The sequence below is a fragment of the Salmonirosea aquatica genome, from assembly GCF_009296315.1.
GTDB classification, from domain to species: domain Bacteria; phylum Bacteroidota; class Bacteroidia; order Cytophagales; family Spirosomataceae; genus Salmonirosea; species Salmonirosea aquatica.
Genome location: NZ_WHLY01000002.1, coordinates 2,005,294 through 2,022,586 on the forward strand (window position 1 = coordinate 2,005,294; position 17,293 = coordinate 2,022,586).

Here is a 17,293-nt window from a genome sequence, read left to right on the forward strand (position 1 = left end):
GGCGGGGCATTGTTGAACAATCACGGTTTTTAAAAATACGATTATGAGCTATCAGAAAGGCGACCACGTAGCATGGTCCTGGGGAAAAGGTACCGCTATGGGTACAGTGCGGGAAAAATTCACTCAGAAAGTGACACGCACTATCAAAGGCAGTGAAATAACCCGCAATGCCACCGACGACGAACCTGCCTACCTCATTGAACAGGAAGATGGAGATGAGATACTGAAATCGGAGTCAGAACTGACAAAGAGGTAGGTACCTATCTCATCACCCGAAGAGATCACTGGAAAGATAGCGGTCGCCGCGATCACAGACGATGGTGACGATCACTCCTGCGTCAAGCTCCTGGGCTAATTGCACAGCCGCCCACGCGGCACCGCCACTACTCATGCCCGCGAAGACACCTTCTTCCCGCGCCAGGCGGCGGGTCATTTCAGTGGCATTCTCGACTGAGATTTCAATAACCCGGTCTACGCGCTGGGGTTCAAATATTTTGGGAAGGTACTCCTGCGGCCATTTCCGAATGCCCGGTATGCTGGCCCCGTCAGTGGGTTGGCAGCCTACGATCTGCACATCAAGGCTTTGTTCCTTCAGATAACGGGAGGTACCCATGATAGTACCCGTGGTACCCATCGACGATACGAAGTGCGTTACCTGGCCCTGCGTATCTCGCCATATTTCGGGTCCGGTGGTAGCATAGTGGGCTTTCCAGTTGTCAGGGTTGGCAAACTGATTGAGCATAAAGTACCCCGGTTCCTGAGCCTTAGCGTCGGCATAGTCGCGGGCGCTTTCGATGCCATCGGTGAGTGTTACTTTAGCACCGAATGCTTCCATGGTCAGTACGCGCTCGCGGGTGGAATTTTCGGGCATAACGAGTTCGATGTCGATGCCGTAAATACTGGCGATCATGGCCAGAGCAATGCCCGTGTTGCCACTCGTTGCCTCAATCAGACGGGTACTTTTGTCAATTTCACCTCGGTCGAGAGCCCCCCTGATCATGCTGAAGGCCGCGCGGTCTTTTACACTGCTACCGGGATTATTTCCTTCCAGCTTGCCATATAGGGTCACGTTGGGATTGGGATTGATCCGGCTCAGTTCGACGAGCGGGGTATTACCGACAAGGTCAAGAATGCTTTTGGAAAGTAATGGGCGGTCGACGCTGGACATGGAGTGAAGGGGGTGGTTAGGGAGGAAATCTTTTATTTCAAAAACCAAACGTCGAACCTGTCACGTCCGTTCCCCACTGCTTACTTTCCCTCTTTGCCCTTCAACCGATCCGCAAATTCATCCCATCCCTGCTTGAGATTGAGGTCGTACTGATTGTACGGAATTTCGATGCCTTCGGCCCGAAACTTCTCGAAAATCACGAAGCGGATTTCACTCTTGATATGTTCGATACGCCACGCACTGTACGTCCAGAAGAGTAACTCATACACGATACCCGAATTGCCAAAATCGTTCAGGCGGACGATGGGCATCGGATTTTGGGCCACTTCACTATGTCCCTGAACCGATGCCAGCAAAGTAGCTTCCACATGGCGGGGATCGTTGCGGTAGGCTACCCCTACCCTGATGATGAACCGGGTCAGGGAACGGTTATGCGACCAGTTGATGATGTTGTTGTTGATGAACTTCGAGTTAGGGACGATAATACCGATGGAATCCCGGGTTTCGACCTTGGAAGTACGCAGTCCTACTTCCGTCACCCGGCCCACAAGGCCGTTGTCCAGCTCGACGATGTCCCCTATATTGATACTCCCCTCAAACAGCAGGATCAAACCCGAAACCAGGTCGTTGAATGTTTGCTGCAAGCCCAGTCCGATACCTACCAATAAGGCCGCGGAGCCCGCCAATAGTAGTGAGAGCTGAATACCTGTAACTTCCAAGGACAGAATGATCACTACCACATAGATGAGGTACTTGATCAGTTGGATTACGGCTTCCTGGCGCCCTTTATCAACCTGTTTCCGACGAAAGAAGCCCCGCCGCAACAAGCTGGAGATAAACCAAATCAGCAACCGGGCAACGGTTACCAACAGGATGATCAGCAGAATATCGAATACGGTGATTTCGTAATTCTTGATTTTCAGCAGTTCGAAGTCCAGAAAATGGCGAACCCCCCGAGGTAGCCCCTGACTGATTTTCTGTGCCCCTTTCTCAATCGCTGGCGTGGTTTGTAACAAAAGTCCCCGAATCATTTTTATAAAAGAAGTAAGGAGAATTGATACTGAACAAAGGTCATTCTGCTGTAAGACGAGGCATGAGAGAAAAAACCTATCTGATTCTGACCAGGTAAGCTATAACAACAAACCCCACCCATAACTCCCGGCAGAATAATAGGTAGGGTGTAAAATAAGAAAATAGTAGCATTATCAACTTCCTGAAAGTCAAAAAACTTTCAAAACTTCTCCTTAAAGTAGCATCGGGGCTACTGAGTCGAAGTAAAAAAGGTGAGTGTCCCCAACAGATAAGTGGACAGCGAGGTATCGTGGTCGCCATTCTGAACGGGAATGAGCGTGACATTGGTAGCGCCCCGTTTGGTCATGGCATCGTAGGCATTTTTGGAATTGAAAAAGAACACCAGCCGATCGGCGGTACCGTGGTAGAGCTGCGTGGGCGTGCGGGGCTTCCAGTCGTACACATTATTGTCAGCTACGGCGTTGAGGAACGCCGTATCGGTACCATCGTTGATTCCCTTGATAAAACTTTCCGTAAAAATAGTATTGAATGAAACATTGATGGGATCGTCTTTTCCCAGCTTTTCAATCTGGGCGGCGTATGGTTCCTTAAAGTAAACCGATTTGGGTCGATTCAGTCCGTAAATGCGGTCGTAGGTTAGTGTCACCCACAGGTAGGAACTATTGAATCCCGCGATCCCGTGGGTTTCGTTATTGATCAGATACTTCATGAAGGCCGTTTTGTCGTAGGCTCCGGCCCCACAGCTCGAGGCCCGCAGGTTGAACTCGGAGGAAGCCTCTTCCTCGATTTTTTTCTGTAAAGACAGCGTGGCAAAACCGCCTTCGGAATACCCTGCCAGGTACAGACGCTCGTCCCACTTCACGTCGGTCTGTTTTTTCAGGAATTCCTTAGCCGCCCGCAACATATCCAGCGAGGCGGAGGCCAGGCTGGCGCGGTGTTCGTAGGGATGCGGCAGATCTTTGGAAGCGCCGTAACCGATATAATCGGGATATGCGATAATGTAGCCCATCGCCCCAAACAGCGAGCCAATGGTACTACCCTCCGAATTGGCCTTAAAATTGGACGGTGCCTGATCGTCGCTACTGATGGTACCGTGCTGAACACTCACCATGGCCACATTCTGGGTGGTAATGGGTAGGATGAGCGCTCCGGAAGCGGTAATGTCGCTACCGTCGGTATTTTTGGTCTTGTAAGTTAACCGGTATACTTTCACGCCATTGCGGACAAAACCAGCCACCAAAGGGCTAATGGCCGCCGACTGCTGGACAATCTGTTCTTTAGAAAGTTCGGTAATTACTGAACTTTCCACCAAATAGTCATCCTTCGGGATGTCAGGATCGTCGTTGCTGTTATTACAGGAGGAAAGAAATAAGGTAGTAAAGGCAACCAGAACCCAGGCTTTGCGCAAAGTCTGGAAATTATACCGTTGTTTCATATTTGTGGGGTAAAGAAATAGCTTTTGTACGTCTGCTATAACGCACACCTACCCTTTTTCGTTTGATTTTCCCGCCATTGCCCCACTTTTCTATTTCCGCTCCATGTACCAGCGGAGTATGCGGGCCGAAGCGTCGGGCCGCTCGACCATACCCAGATGCCCGGCTTCGGCCAGCACGAGCGGATATGCTTTGGCAGGATACCCGATTTGTTCCATCGCTTTTTCGAAGGGTACTGCCTGATCCTCCATACCGATAATGAACAGCACCGGAAAAGGTAGTTTTTTCAGAATATGGGTACGGTCAGGACGGTCGCGCATGGCTTCCATTCCGACGGCCAGGGCTTCGGAGGGAAGTTTGCTGTACTGTTGAATGTAGCGTTGTACCTTTTCGGGTGAAGTTTCCTTAAACCGCCCTCCAAACAAATTAGGTAGGGTGCGCCGAATGAAAGCCTCGGTTCCGTGGGTACGTAGTAATTGCGCCAACTGGTTGCGCTGCTGCTTTTTAGCATCGTCATCGGCCAAAGCCGACGAATGAAACAGGCCGAACCCTTCGAGCATATCGGGGTATTTTTCGGCAAAAGCCAGGCTGATGTACCCCCCCATCGAATGCCCGACGAGGGTACATTTCGAAATTTGGGAGGCTACCAGCAACCGGTGGAGTTCGTCAGCATACGCTTCCACCGTGTGGCAAGCGGTCAGCAGCGATATGTTGGGCTTGATGAGTGTGTAGTCTTCGTTGAGCAACGGAACTACTTCATCCCACAGAGAATCGTCCATTCCGTGTCCGTGCAGCACTACAAGGGTTTTGCGGTAGGTCATGGCTATTTCGTTTGGGTAATCATTGGACAAGGTAGTGGTTGAGTCCGCAGGGTAAGAAAGTTGCATCCTACCTAATTGCCTATAGGCAGATCGTACCCTGAATCAGAAATCCGGCAGGTACCTGCGCTAACCACCCCTCTGCACGTTTCAACTACTACACTATCCTTACGCTTTTTCTTCCTCCCGCAGAGCCCGGCGCAAAATTTTACCCACATTGGTTTTGGGCAATTCGTCGCGGAATTCAATCTCCTTGGGGCATTTGTAGGCGGTCAGATGTTCGCGGCAATAAGCCCTGATCTGCTCTTCGGACACCCCCGAATCTTTCTTCACCACAAATACTTTAACCGCTTCCCCCGACCGTTCGTTGGGTACCCCTACGCAGGCTACCTCCAGTACTCCGGGGCATTGGGTCATTACCTCTTCGATTTCGTTGGGGTATACATTGAAGCCCGACACCAGAATCATATCTTTCTTCCGATCCACAATCTTGAAGTACCCGTCCGGGCTACGTACCCCGATATCGCCCGTTTTGAACCAGCGGCCCGTCTCATCTTCAAATATGACCTTGGCCGTTTCGTCGGAACGGTTGTAGTAGCCGGGCATCACCTGCGGGCCCCGGGCGCATATTTCCCCGCTTTCGCCATCGGCTGCCCACTGGCCCTCCTCATTCCTGATCCGTAGCTCCGTGCTGGGCCAGGGTACCCCGATGGTACCGATGCGGTTTTCGCCCACCAGCGGATTGGAACTCAGCACCGGAGATGTTTCGGATAATCCGTACCCTTCGGCAGGCAGACAGCCCGTCTCCTTATACCAACGCTCAGCCACCACTTTTTGCAGCGCCATGCCGCCCGCCGAAGTAATTTTCAGCGCGCTGAAATCTACTTCTCCGAAGTGCGGATTATTGAGCAGTCCGTTATAGAGGGTATTCAATCCGGTAAAGATCGTAACCTTGTATCGCTTCAAATCGTCGATAAAGGCATTCATATCCCGTGGATTGGTAATAAGCAGATTCATAGCCCCACTTTTCAGGGCCGTCAATGCATTTACCGTCAGCGCGTATACGTGGTAAAGGGGCAGAGCGGCCACGATTACCGGACTACTCGTGTCGTCTTTGGTCAGGGGCTTAGTCCATTCGTGGTTGGCCTCTACATTCGCAATCAGGTTGCGGTGCGTCAGCATGGCTCCTTTGGATACTCCCGTGGTCCCCCCCGTATACTGGATGAAAGCCAGGTCCCGGCCTGACACTTGGGGCTTTTTGTAGGAAGCGCCGGCTCCCGATGCCAGTGCCTTGTTGAAGGGTACGGCCCTGGGTAGCTGATACGAGGGCACCATCTTTTTGACGTACCTCACCACGCCATTCACAATCAGCCGCTTGGGAAACCCCAGCATATCCCCGATCTGGGTGATGACCACATGCTGTATGTCGGTATTTTCAATGATTTTTTCAAGATTGGCGGCAAAATTCGCCAGAATGACAATGGCCCTGGCACCTGAATCCTTGAACTGGTGCTGCATTTCCCGGCAGGTATAGAGGGGATTGGTGTTCACAACGACCATGCCCGCCCGTAGGATGCCATACATGGCGATAGGGTACTGCAGCAGGTTGGGCATCTGGATCGCCACCCGGTCGCCCTGTTGCAGGCCGATGCTTTGCAGATAAGCCGCAAACTCACGGGAAAGTCGGTCGATATCCTGAAAAGTCAACTCCTTACCCATATTGGAGTAAGCCGGCTGAGAGGCGTACCGCTCGAATCCCTCTTCCATCAGTTCGAGTAGGGAAGGATAGGCGTCGGGATTTATTTCGTAGGGTACCCCCTCCGGGTAAGCTTTGAGCCACGGATAGGTTTCCTGGGTTACAGTAGGCATATGGGTTTATTTTTAAGGGTCAAGACGAGTTCTGTCACTTCTTCTTTTAGAACGATGAATTAGGGCTATCAAGTTAAAAAAAATATTAGTTATATACCATTTCCCTCTACTATATACCCTCAGTCGTCAAAAATTGGTCATCCATTTCTCCCCGATCCGCAGCACCTGGTAGGGCGTTCCGTATTGCCGGGCTTCCTGCGCAAAGCCTTCGGGCTCTTCAGTATTGAAGGCGAACATATGATAATGGTGGGGTATCACACAGCCGGCCCCTATGACCTTGCCTAGTTGAGCTGCTTCTAATGCGCTCAGGTTACCCGCCACCCGGCGCTCTGGCAAATTACCATTGATGGGTAGCAGGGCCACATCCACCGCGAAGGGCATCAGTAGTTCATCCAGGCCCTCGTACCATAGCGTATCACCGCTATGGTAGACCCGGTACCCACCAAACTCCACCACATAGCCCATGTACCTGCACTGCCCGAGATCATCACGCTCCAAGGCATTGTGGGCCGCCGGAATACCGTAAAACCGGAACCCGGCGATGTCTTTCACAAACGTATCATTCATACCTACCGGGAAATCAGCCGCGCAGCCGAGGCGCCCGGTCACGAAGTCTCGATTCGCTTCCGGAATTACCAGGTAAATACCAGGATTGGCCTTCAAAATAGGTAGCAGCGTTTCAGCGTCCAGGTGGTCGGTATGATTGTGGCTACTCGTCACGACATCCAGGAAGTCCAGCCGGGCGGGATCAACGGCCCGCTCGCTCATGCGTACGTGGGGCTTGTCGGTCGTAGCGTATTTGCGCGTCAGCGAGTCGGATAGGTAGGGATCAAACAGAAGGTGCCGTCCCTGCCACTGGAGCAGAAAACCGCTCTGCCCCAGCCACCATAACCGAAAGCCCGTAGTCTCTCCGCGCGTAGACCGGATATCAGTCAGTAAAGCTTCGTCTTTCTGAAAAGCAGGAATTAAATCCATACGTAACCAAGGTCAGGAAGGTTGGATAAATCGCTTTAGGTAGGCGTCATGTTCCAGTTCCCAGCGCCACACCAGCCCGTCGTCAGGGTCCTGAAAATCGGCCGTACGTACAAAACCTACGGTTTGCAAAAGCTGCGAGGAATGGCTTTCTTCGGGCAGGGTATGGGCAATCACCTTGCGTACATCGGCGTGGGTGAAGGCATTATCGATCAGGCCGCGGGCCGCTTCAGTAGCCAGACCCAGGTTGCGGTGCGAAGGCCGGATCTCGTAGCCGATCTCTACCTTACCCTCGGCGTCGGGCTCACCTTTGTAGCCACACGAACCAATCAGCAGGTTATCGGGGCGGTAGACGATCAGGTGTACCCACCAGTCGCGCAGGGGAGGGTGCGCTTTCCAGCGCAGGCCCGCCGGGGCGAAACTATCGCGGAAAGCCGTCCACTTCCGGGGTACGTTGGCACCAAGAGCCTGGGACAGTACGTTATCACCCATCCGCATGGCGTCAAACAAGGTATCGTCACAAGGAAAAAGCCGCAGGCGTGGGGTATCAATCATAACTTTTTGGAGTCAATATCGGTGAGTCGTGGTAAAAACGCAAGTTCAACAGAAAACTCATGTCCCCAAAATCACGTTTATTAGCAAGCGTCCGATATACCAACCCTTCCGGAGCCACAGTCCTATCTAATTTACGCAATGCAGGAGACAAAAACCTACGACTTTCAGCAGACCGGACAAAAGAAAAAAATTCTGCTTGTGGAAGACGATGCCCACGTTTGCTCCTTTATCAACAAGGGGCTTACCGAGGAAAATTTTGAGATAAGTGTAGCCATGGATGGAAAAATCGGGCTACAAATGGCCTTGGCTTCTTCTTTCGATCTTATCATCCTGGATATTATGCTCCCCACCATCGGGGGGTTGGACCTGTGCCACATGATTCGGGCGCACGATAGCGAGGTACCCATCCTGCTGCTTTCGGCGCTGGGCAGTACCGAAAATGTCGTGGTAGGGCTGGATACCGGGGCGGACGATTATTTGACCAAGCCTTTCAAGTTCATTGAGCTGATGGCCCGAATCCGGGCGCTGCTGCGTCGCAAGCTTTCGCCAAAGATGGAGGTACCCCACGAGAAAATCCTTCGTTTCGGCGATCTGAGTCTGAACGATTATACCAAAGAGGTAGCTCGTAACGGACACGAACTTTCCCTCACCTCGACCGAATACCGCTTGCTGCACCTTTTCATGAATCATCCGCGCCGGGTGCTGTCGCGGGTCGAAATCCTGGATGAAGTATGGGGCGTCAATTTCGACATGAGCACGAACGTCGTGGATGTGTACGTCAACTATCTGCGCAAAAAACTTGAAAAATCGGGCGATCCCCGCCTCATTCATACCGTGATCGGTATGGGCTATGTCCTGAAGGAAAATCAAGAAAACTGACCGGAGGCCATGAAAATAAAAGCGAAAATCATCCTGCTGGTAAGCGGTATATCGCTCCTGTCGGCAATTCTGTACAGCAGCTTCATCTACTACGCATCGGCCAACTACTCCTACGAAGATTTTTACAAAAGGCTCGAAATACGGGCCATTACCACGGCAAAAATTCAGCTGGAAAGTAGCCAGGACATTAATGCCATCCGGGAAGTAAAACAGGAATACCTCGAAAAACTACCCCAGGAGCAGCTGTACATCCTACGGGTACCCTCCGCCGATTCGCTGCGTACCGAGGCCAGCCGAATAGGCGTTCCGGTCAGTTTCATTACGGATATAGTAAACCAGAAAGCGGCCACGTTTCAACAAAGGAGCATCTTTTACTCGGGTATCCTGTACACCGCCGGCACCAAGGCTTATATCGTGATCGTATCGGCCGAAAACTACTACTACACGCACCACATACCCCACCTGCGTAATCTGCTGATTTCGCTGCTGGTGCTGGCGGTCGTGTTCATTCTGACGGTTTCCTTCTGGTTTTCGAAAAAACTCATCGCCCCCCTGCAGAACATCACCACCCGCATGGAAAACATCAGTTCTGAAAACATGCAGATGCGGCTTCCCGTACCTCAGAACGACGATGAACTCAGTACCCTAACCCACACCTTCAACGGGATGCTCGACCGGCTGGAAGCCGCCTTCGAATCCCAGAAAAACTTTGTCAGCAATGCTTCCCACGAGCTCAACACGCCCCTGACTTCCATCATCGGGGAAGCCGATGTGGTGCTTTCCAAACCCCGTACCCCGGAGGAATACCAGGAAGCACTGACGACCATCCTGGAAGAAGCCGAGAAACTCAATAAGAAAACCAAAGCCCTGTTATTTCTGGCCCAGACCGGGTACAATGGCAAGGTGGTGAAATTTGATAAGGTGCGGATCGACCAGTTGGTTCTGGATGTAAAAGAAACGGTGGATAAAATATACCCCGCCAACAAGGTAGTGCTGGATTTCAGTCTGCTGCCCGAGAACTCGGAAAACCTGCTGATCAAGGGTAACGAGCAGTTGCTGCACCTGGCCATTTCCAACGTCATCATGAATGCCTGCAAGTACTCCAGCAACGACACCGTCAGGGTGTCGCTGGGGGCATCAGCGCAGCAAATCATTCTTGTGGTAAAAGACAAAGGGATTGGAATCCCCGAAAACGAGATCAAGTACATTTATGATCCTTACTTCCGCGCCAGTAACACCAATCCCTTCGAAGGCTACGGCATCGGACTGCCCATTACCCGCAACGTGGTCAAGATGCATCAGGGTGAAATGAATGTATCTTCCGTACTCAACCAGGGCGTTACCGTTGAAATAAAGCTTCCCATAGGCCCCTACCGACATTAAAATCAGCGCATTATCCTATTTTAATGTCGTTCTAATCTGCTTCTCACCACATTCTAATGCCACGCTCATGGCATTCTAATTTCCTTCTTAGGCTCCTCTAATGGGGTACCTGTAGCTTTGTCACAAAGAAAACCAAAACGACAAAGTGATTATGAAAACCATTCTAATTCCCACGGATTTCACCATCGAATCGCTGAATACCGTAAAAGGAGCATTCAAGAAAAACGAAGGGGGCGAACCGATAGACCTGATTCTGGTGTATTCGGCTTTCCTGTCGGACTCGATTACCGACCGGCTTTTTTTCTCCAAAGAGAAATACCTGCTGGCGCTGCAAAGCGATAAATTCCGGGAAGCCTGCCAGGTATTGCTCAACACCTACGCCTCACGCGTCAATTCGTTCCGGATCGAGCTGTTCAGCGGTTTTACAAAACAGGCGTTCGCTAATTTTTTGGAAGCCAACGGCGTGGATGAAGTGGTTATTCCGGGTACTTACACCCTGAAACCGGCCGGTCCACGCAGCTTCGATCCCATTTCCTATTTTAAAAAATGTTTGTTACCGATCACGATCATTCACTGGCAGGAGCCGCACTATCTGCCGGAGAAAGACCGGGTAGCCGAACTCTTCCTGATGACCAACCATGTTTGATCTTAGAAAAAAAGTACATCCGGCCTTCATCTATGGGGGTACCCTGGTAGGTTTCCTCTGCCTGTTTCTGGTGCTCATGACCAACGCCTCCAGCCCCAGCCAGCAAATCGTAGGTACCTGGGAGGAGGTCAGCTGGGAGTATGAAAAGGCGGACAAAGACCAGTACGACTCCGTGATGACCGGCGAGGTGATCGCCGACACCCTGCAGCGGCTCATTGCCCGCGACCGGATTATTCATCAGGCCGAAACCTGGCGATTTCTGCCTAACGGCAAACTGTTGCTTACGTCCCTTCGGGGAACCAGGAAAGCCGCCCAGTGGACTCTGAAAGGCCGGGGGCACGTGCTGTTTATGTGGTACAACCAGGAAAGCGAGGAGAGCTACGACATAGCCAAAATCACCCCCGACGAACTGGTTCTGCATTTTCATACGGATATGCAGGTCAGGGGAATAGCCAAAATCACGTTCAAGAAAATTCGATAAAGCCATGCTTAGAAAATACAGTAATAGCCGAAGCCTGAAAGACAACATACGCCTGGGAGTTCTGACCGCCTTTTCGGCAGGCATGGTCAACGTAGCTTCGGTGATCATCTTCTTCGCGTTTGCCTCCAATGTTACGGGGCACTACGCCATTCTGGCCCAGGAAATTTCACGGGGTCAATGGTACCAGGTGGCGGTGGTGATGGGCTGGATTCTGTTGTTCTTTCTGGGCAGCTTTGTTTCCAATTTCATCGTCATCAACCTGACCCATAAAAACAAGTATGTGGCACATGCTCTCCCGCTGGTGCTCGAAATGGCCTGTCTGCTGGGAGTAGGTGTGTACGGGCAGTTTTCGTACCAGGGTACGCTCGTCGAAACGGAGATCCTGGTAGCTTTCATGCTGTTTTCGATGGGCCTCCAGAACGGCCTCACGGCCAGTATTTCCAATTTTTCGGTCAAGACCACCCACCTCACCGGACTTACCACCGATTTGGGCATTCTGGTTTCGATGTTCACCCAAAAGGAATACCGTGCCGACCGGGTACTGGTAGGTAAGGCCAAGTTATTGTTTGCGATTGCGGGATCGTACCTCACGGGTGGTGTTCTGGCTGGTGTGCTGTACGATTCCCTGCAGTTCCGGGTATTTTATGTAGTGTCGGCCGTCATCGTGGTAGTAATCCTGTACGACTACTCGAAATTGAGGTACCTGCAATTCTTCAAGCGACGCAAAAAGGTACCCTTAGAATTCTCCCGACAGCCCCTGGCCGAGCCGGAACACGAATATGCCATCGAAGACTAGCTTACTCCATCCGGGCGAATGACGGCACCTCACGGAATCGTTAAACGCTCCGGGTATACATAGGTATGCTTGCCTGTCCGCTTCCCTGTGGTTCCTCGAATAAATACTGCTAATAAGCTGTACCTACCCCCCAAACAGTTTCGGCTATAGTAGGGGTAGGATGGCGACCATCCTTGCTTTTCAAAGCGTAAACGCTTATGCAAAAAAGAGAATGGTCTTTGTATTGTTCATCCTGATCCAGGCAGTTTCAGCCTTTGGTTTTACAAAGGAAAAAACCCTTGAAAAGCCCAATGTCATTTTAATTATGGCCGACGACATGGGCTTTGAGTGCCTGAGTACCTATGGCAGTACCGAGTACCGTACCCCCGTGCTGGATTCTCTGGCCGCCCACGGAATCCGCTTCGAAAACTGTGTTTCCCAGCCTCTTTGCAGTCCATCCCGCCTCAAACTGATGACCGGGATGTACAATTACCGTAACTACGAGCACTTTGGGTACCTGAACCCGAATCAGTATACATTTGGGAATCTTATGCAGGAAGCCGGATACGCTACCTGCATCGCTGGAAAATGGCAACTGAACGGCTTGTCCAACAAAGACATCGTACCCACTTGGCATGACAACAGGATGCCCAATCATTTCGGCTTCGGTGAGTACTGCCTCTGGCAACTGACCAAAAGCGGAGCCGAAGGTGAGCGGTACGCTGCCCCGCTATTTGAGAAAAACGGGGAATTGATCCAGGGTTCCGAGGATCAGTATGGTCCCGATTTCTTTTCCGACTTTGTCATCGACTTCATTGAGAGAAAAAAGGACGAACGGTTTTTTATCTATTATCCCATGGTACTCGTACACGACCCGTTCGTTCCCACGCCCGACAGCCCGGACTGGAAGAACGCAGGCGACCGATACAAAAAAGACACCGCCTATTTTAAGGACATGGTAGCTTATACGGATAAAATAGTAGGCAAAATAACGCGAAAACTCAAAGATCTAGGTCTTGATAAAAATACATTGGTCATTTTCACGGGCGACAATGGTACGCATCCTACCATAAGTACATCCACAAGCCAAAGGATTATTAAAGGGGGAAAAGGAAACACGACCGACGCCGGAACCCACGTGCCCCTGATCACGTACTGGCCCGATCAGATCCGTCAGGGACGCTCGTTCGCCGGGTTGATCGAATTCAGCGATTTTTTCCCCACTTTTGCAGAAATCGTTAACCGGAAGATTAAAACCGATAGCAAAAGTTTCTATCCGCTTTTGACAGGCGGAAAGTACCAGCCCCGGTCGACGGCCTTTGTGCATTATGATCCGCGCTGGAGTCCGAATGTGAATCAGTACAGGAATCAGTTTGTGCGAAGCCTCGATTACAAACTCTACCAGGATGGGAAATTCTATGGGCTGAAAGAAGATATTCTGGAAAGCCGGCTTCTGGACAGGGAAAAGCTTTCCCGGCAGGAAAGCTCAGTTCTGCTGGATTTACAAAAAGAAATGGATTTGCATCCTAAATGGCGGTAAATTTTCTCCGCGCCTTCCCGAAGGTACCTTATCGATGCGCCCTAGAAAACGAGGTAAGTTGGTACCCTACCCGACAGTCCCATTTTTTTCAGTCCCGTAATGCGTCCGCAGTTTCTTCATTTTTTGGCATTGTGCCGGCCATACCGGGTATCTCTGTGAGTCTTTAGGCAAATTGTAGGGCTCCCCTTTCTTCATGATTCTAGAGCATACAGCTTCCGGTTTTGCTAGCGGATAGGCCGGCAAAGTACTGCACCGTTGACACTTGCCTGGGCGACCGTGCGGTATGCGGTGGATTTGACACGACCCCTACCTATCCTTGATTGGTGAAAAAGTATTGAAGAATTGCAAAAATGAATTAATTTACTCTCCCCATTCCTTAAAAAGTAAACCCCATGACCCACGTTTTCCCTCCCCGCCGACTTGCGGATTCTGTTAGGACATTGCCCAAATTGATCTGGCTCGGTATTATCTGCCTTTCAATAACTGACTCATTCGCCCAGGGTACCCGGCTGCTGCAACAACCCACGCTAAGCGCTACCCACATTGCCTTTGTTTACGGGGGCGATATTTGGGTTTCGGAATTGAACGGCCAGCGGGTGGTCAGGCTTACGAGTACCCCCGCCGTGGAGCGTGATCCGCATTTTTCGCCGGATGGAAAATCAATTGCCTTTACCTCCAATCGCTCGGGTGGCAATGCCGTGTATACTGTACCGGCAGAAGGGGGTACCCCTACCCGACTCACCTGGCACCCCAGCGCCTCGAGCGCCCGCGGCTGGACACCCGATGGCAAGAAAGTACTGTACGCCTCCACGCGCGAAACGGCTCCCACTGCCTACGAGCGCCTGTGGACCGTACCGGTAGAAGGAGGCTCCTCCACCCTGCTTACCGCCCAGTGGGGTACCAATGGTTCGCTGTCGCCCGATGGCAATAGTATCGCGCTCGACCGCGTTGACCGCTGGGATTCGGAATGGCGGGCCTACCGGGGCGGACAAAACACACCCTTGGTGGTCCTGAACCTAAAGGATTGGTCCGAAACGCTGATCCCCAACGAATCTACCACCGACATACAGCCGCTGTGGATTGGCGAAACAGTCTACTTTCTGTCGGATCGCGACTGGGCCACCAATGTGTGGGCCTTTACACCAGGTACCGGGGCTTTGAAACAGATTACCACCTTCAAAGGAGCCGATATTAAATGGCTGGGCGGCAACAGCAATCAGCTGGTCATCGAACGGGATGGGTACCTGCATTTGCTCGATCCTAACAGCGGTACCACCACCCAACTCTCCATTGAAGTGAAAGGCGATTTTCCCTGGGCCGAAACTAAGTGGGAAGATGTGAGCAAAGTAGCCCGATCGGCCTCGCTTTCGCCCAGTGGTAAGCGGGCCATCATGGAGGCACGCGGGGAAGTATTTACCGTCCCGATCGAAAACGGCGATGCCCGCAACATTACCCAATCGACCGACGCCGCCGACCGGGCGCCCCTGTGGTCTCCCACGGGCAACGAAATCGCCTGGTTCTCAGATAAGGATAAGAAAGGGTACCGGCTACTTATTGCTTCGCAGGCTGGCTTATCGGAACCCCGCACGATTTCCATCGGCGAATCCAAGATGGCCTGGGAGCCCGCCTGGTCACCCGATGGTAAGTACCTTGCCTTCACCGACGACGACGTACGCATTCGGATTGTGGATATAAAAGCAGGTACCATTCAAACCGCCGACGTGGGAGGTACCAACATCGAGCGGGGTAGCCTGGGGCTTACCTGGTCGCCCGACTCGCAGTGGCTGGCCTACGCCAAAAGTGGATCTAACAACTTTCGACGCATTCATGTCTGGTCGCAGAAAGACAAGAGTACCCAACCCCTCACCGATGCCTTTGCGGACGCTTTTTCACCCGCCTGGGATCTTGACAAGAAACACCTCTACTTTCTGGCCAGCACTGAGGTAGCCCTGGGCTCGGGCTGGGCCAATACCAGTGCTATGACGTCCGACCCGGAATATGCTGCCTACGTGGTGAACTTGCGGAAAGTAGACCCTTCGCCTTTTGTGCCAAAAAGCGACGAGGAAACCGCCAAAGAAGAGGACAAACCCGAGAAAGATACCAAGCCGACCGACGATTCAAAAAAAGAAAAGAAGACCAAAAGCACCGACTCTAAAGCCACAGCAGAAAAAGACACCACCAAGCTGGAAACCGTACAGATCGACTTTGAAGGCATCGAACGCCGTACCATGGCCCTACCCCTGCCGGTGCGCAATTACCCCCAACTGATCAACGGCCCGGCGGGCGTGGTGTTCATTGGGGAACAAAAGGCAAAAACCAGCGGACTTACTTTGCAAAAATTCACTTTGAAGGAGGCCGAAACCAAAGAATACGTGAGCGGCGCGAGCCAGATTTCGGTATCGGCCGATGGCAAAAAAATGCTGGCCCGCCTGGGAGGTACCTGGAAGGTGATGGACACGCAAAAACCCTCCGGCGCCGATGGCGAGGTGATGAAGGTAGACCTAAAAATGAAGCTGGACCGCGTGAAAGAATGGGAGCAGATGTTTGAGGAAGCCTGGCGTTACGAAAGAGATTACTTCTACGACCCCAACATGCACGGCCGCAACTGGCAGGAAGTCCACGACCGCTACGCCCCCCTGGTACCCTACATCCGGCACCGCGCCGACCTGACCACCATCCTTGATCAGATAAACGGGGAACTATCGGTGGGGCATAGCTTTGTATTTGGCGGCGATTACCCCGAAGTCGAGAAGCCGTCGGTAGGTCTGCTGGGGGCTGATTTAGTAGCAGATAAAAATCGCTGGAAGATCAAAAAAATATACACTACCGAAAGCTGGAATCCTGAACTGTCCAGTCCTCTGGACCGCCCCGGCATCAAGGCCAAGGAAGGGTACTATCTGGTGGGAATCAACGGCAAGGAGATGAGCACCACTGACGACCCGTACCGTTTTCTGGATGGTACCGTAGACCGGCAAACGGTACTTCACCTCAACAAAACGCCCGACTTTGAAGGAGCCTGGAAAGAAATCGTGAAACCCATCAGCAGTGAAAATGCCCTGCGCCAACGGGCCTGGGTGGAAGACAACCGCCGCCTGGTGGATAAGCTTTCCAACGGCCGGCTCGCCTACGTGTGGGTACCCAATACCAGTGGAGGCGGCTTCGTGTCGTTCAATCGCTACTACTTTGCCCAGCAAGATAAGGAAGGCGCGGTGATCGACGAGCGTTTCAACGGCGGTGGCCTTCTGGATGATTATATGGTGGATCTGATGACCCGTACCCTGCGGGCGGCCGTCACCAATGAAGCCCCGAACGGGACCGCGCTGCGCCTGCCGGCGGGTATTCTGGGTCCGAAGGTACTGCTCATTAACGAAATGGCCGGCTCGGGCGGCGACTTCTTCCCCTGGGTATTCCGGCAGCAAAAAGCCGGACCTCTGATTGGGGCCCGTACCTGGGGTGGTCTGGTGAAGTCGTCGGTCCACTATCCACTGGTGGATGGCGGTGCGCTCACCGCGCCCGATAATGCGGTTTTTGATCCCATCAATAAAAAGTGGATTGCAGAAAACGAAGGCGTAGCACCGGACATCGCCGTTCGGCAGGACGCCAAATCGTTGGCCAACGGTACCGACCCCCAGCTTGAGCGCGCCGTGAAGGAGGCTCTGTTATTGATCGATCAGAAGAAAGCACCGGACGTAGCACATCCGGCCTATTCAAGCCCGGCCTTGAAGAAGCAGTAGCGATCTTT

General features: G+C 52.2%; 15 protein-coding genes. 8 read left to right on the top strand and 7 right to left on the bottom strand.

Annotated features, from left to right (window positions below; genetic code table 11):
- Positions 1 to 43 precede the first annotated feature (43 nt).
- Complete coding sequence (locus GBK04_RS09430; protein ID WP_152758947.1) at positions 44 to 256, top strand: hypervirulence associated TUDOR domain-containing protein; 213 nt, start codon at positions 44 to 46, stop codon at positions 254 to 256.
- Positions 257 to 268: 12 nt separating this feature from the next.
- On the opposite strand, the gene cysM is transcribed toward GBK04_RS09430, so the two are convergent.
- The 7 genes from cysM to GBK04_RS09465 form a co-directional block, all read right to left on the bottom strand.
- Positions 269 to 1,168, bottom strand: a complete 900-nt coding sequence (gene cysM / locus GBK04_RS09435) for a cysteine synthase CysM (RefSeq protein ID WP_152758949.1) — start codon at positions 1,166 to 1,168, stop codon at positions 269 to 271.
- A gap of 80 nt (positions 1,169 to 1,248) precedes the next feature.
- A complete protein-coding gene (locus GBK04_RS09440; protein ID WP_152758951.1) occupies positions 1,249 to 2,199 on the bottom strand; it encodes a mechanosensitive ion channel family protein in 951 nt (316 codons plus the stop codon).
- A gap of 230 nt (positions 2,200 to 2,429) precedes the next feature.
- Positions 2,430 to 3,635, bottom strand: a complete 1,206-nt coding sequence (locus tag GBK04_RS09445; protein ID WP_152758953.1) for an alpha/beta hydrolase family protein — start codon at positions 3,633 to 3,635, stop codon at positions 2,430 to 2,432.
- A 90-nt stretch (positions 3,636 to 3,725) separates the two neighbouring features.
- Positions 3,726 to 4,454, bottom strand: coding sequence for an alpha/beta fold hydrolase (locus GBK04_RS09450; RefSeq protein ID WP_373330854.1), 729 nt, complete (start codon positions 4,452 to 4,454; stop codon positions 3,726 to 3,728).
- A gap of 165 nt (positions 4,455 to 4,619) precedes the next feature.
- The gene (locus GBK04_RS09455) at positions 4,620 to 6,320 is read right to left on the bottom strand and encodes an AMP-binding protein (RefSeq protein ID WP_152758957.1); all 1,701 of its coding nucleotides are present in this window, start codon (positions 6,318 to 6,320) and stop codon (positions 4,620 to 4,622) included.
- Between the two features lie 126 nt (positions 6,321 to 6,446).
- Positions 6,447 to 7,295 (bottom strand): MBL fold metallo-hydrolase, encoded by an 849-nt coding sequence (locus tag GBK04_RS09460; protein ID WP_152758959.1) that lies wholly within the window; start codon positions 7,293 to 7,295, stop codon positions 6,447 to 6,449.
- Positions 7,296 to 7,307: 12 nt separating this feature from the next.
- Positions 7,308 to 7,847: a GNAT family N-acetyltransferase gene (locus GBK04_RS09465; RefSeq protein ID WP_152758961.1), complete on the bottom strand. Its 540-nt coding sequence runs from the start codon at positions 7,845 to 7,847 to the stop codon at positions 7,308 to 7,310.
- Positions 7,848 to 7,985: 138 nt separating this feature from the next.
- On the opposite strand from GBK04_RS09465, the gene GBK04_RS09470 reads away from it, so the two are divergent.
- The 7 genes from GBK04_RS09470 (at position 7,986) to GBK04_RS09500 (ending at position 17,285) form a co-directional block, all read left to right on the top strand.
- Complete coding sequence (locus GBK04_RS09470; protein WP_152758963.1) at positions 7,986 to 8,726, top strand: response regulator transcription factor; 741 nt, start codon at positions 7,986 to 7,988, stop codon at positions 8,724 to 8,726.
- Between the two features lie 9 nt (positions 8,727 to 8,735).
- The gene (locus GBK04_RS09475) at positions 8,736 to 10,109 is read left to right on the top strand and encodes an ATP-binding protein (RefSeq protein ID WP_152758965.1); all 1,374 of its coding nucleotides are present in this window, start codon (positions 8,736 to 8,738) and stop codon (positions 10,107 to 10,109) included.
- Positions 10,110 to 10,260: 151 nt separating this feature from the next.
- On the top strand, positions 10,261 to 10,755 hold the full coding sequence (locus GBK04_RS09480; protein ID WP_152758967.1) for a putative universal stress family protein: 495 nt from the start codon (positions 10,261 to 10,263) through the stop codon (positions 10,753 to 10,755).
- Positions 10,748 to 11,236 carry a hypothetical protein gene (locus GBK04_RS09485; RefSeq protein ID WP_152758969.1) on the top strand — a complete coding sequence of 163 codons (489 nt, stop codon included), beginning with the start codon at positions 10,748 to 10,750 and terminating at the stop codon, positions 11,234 to 11,236. The genes GBK04_RS09480 and GBK04_RS09485 overlap by 8 nt, the downstream gene beginning before the upstream one ends.
- A gap of 4 nt (positions 11,237 to 11,240) precedes the next feature.
- Positions 11,241 to 12,032, top strand: coding sequence for a YoaK family protein (locus GBK04_RS09490; protein ID WP_152758971.1), 792 nt, complete (start codon positions 11,241 to 11,243; stop codon positions 12,030 to 12,032).
- Positions 12,033 to 12,243: 211 nt separating this feature from the next.
- Positions 12,244 to 13,551, top strand: coding sequence for a sulfatase family protein (locus tag GBK04_RS09495; protein WP_373330855.1), 1,308 nt, complete (start codon positions 12,244 to 12,246; stop codon positions 13,549 to 13,551).
- Positions 13,552 to 13,943: 392 nt separating this feature from the next.
- A complete protein-coding gene (locus GBK04_RS09500; RefSeq protein WP_152758975.1) occupies positions 13,944 to 17,285 on the top strand; it encodes a S41 family peptidase in 3,342 nt (1,113 codons plus the stop codon).
- Positions 17,286 to 17,293: the final 8 nt, after the last annotated feature.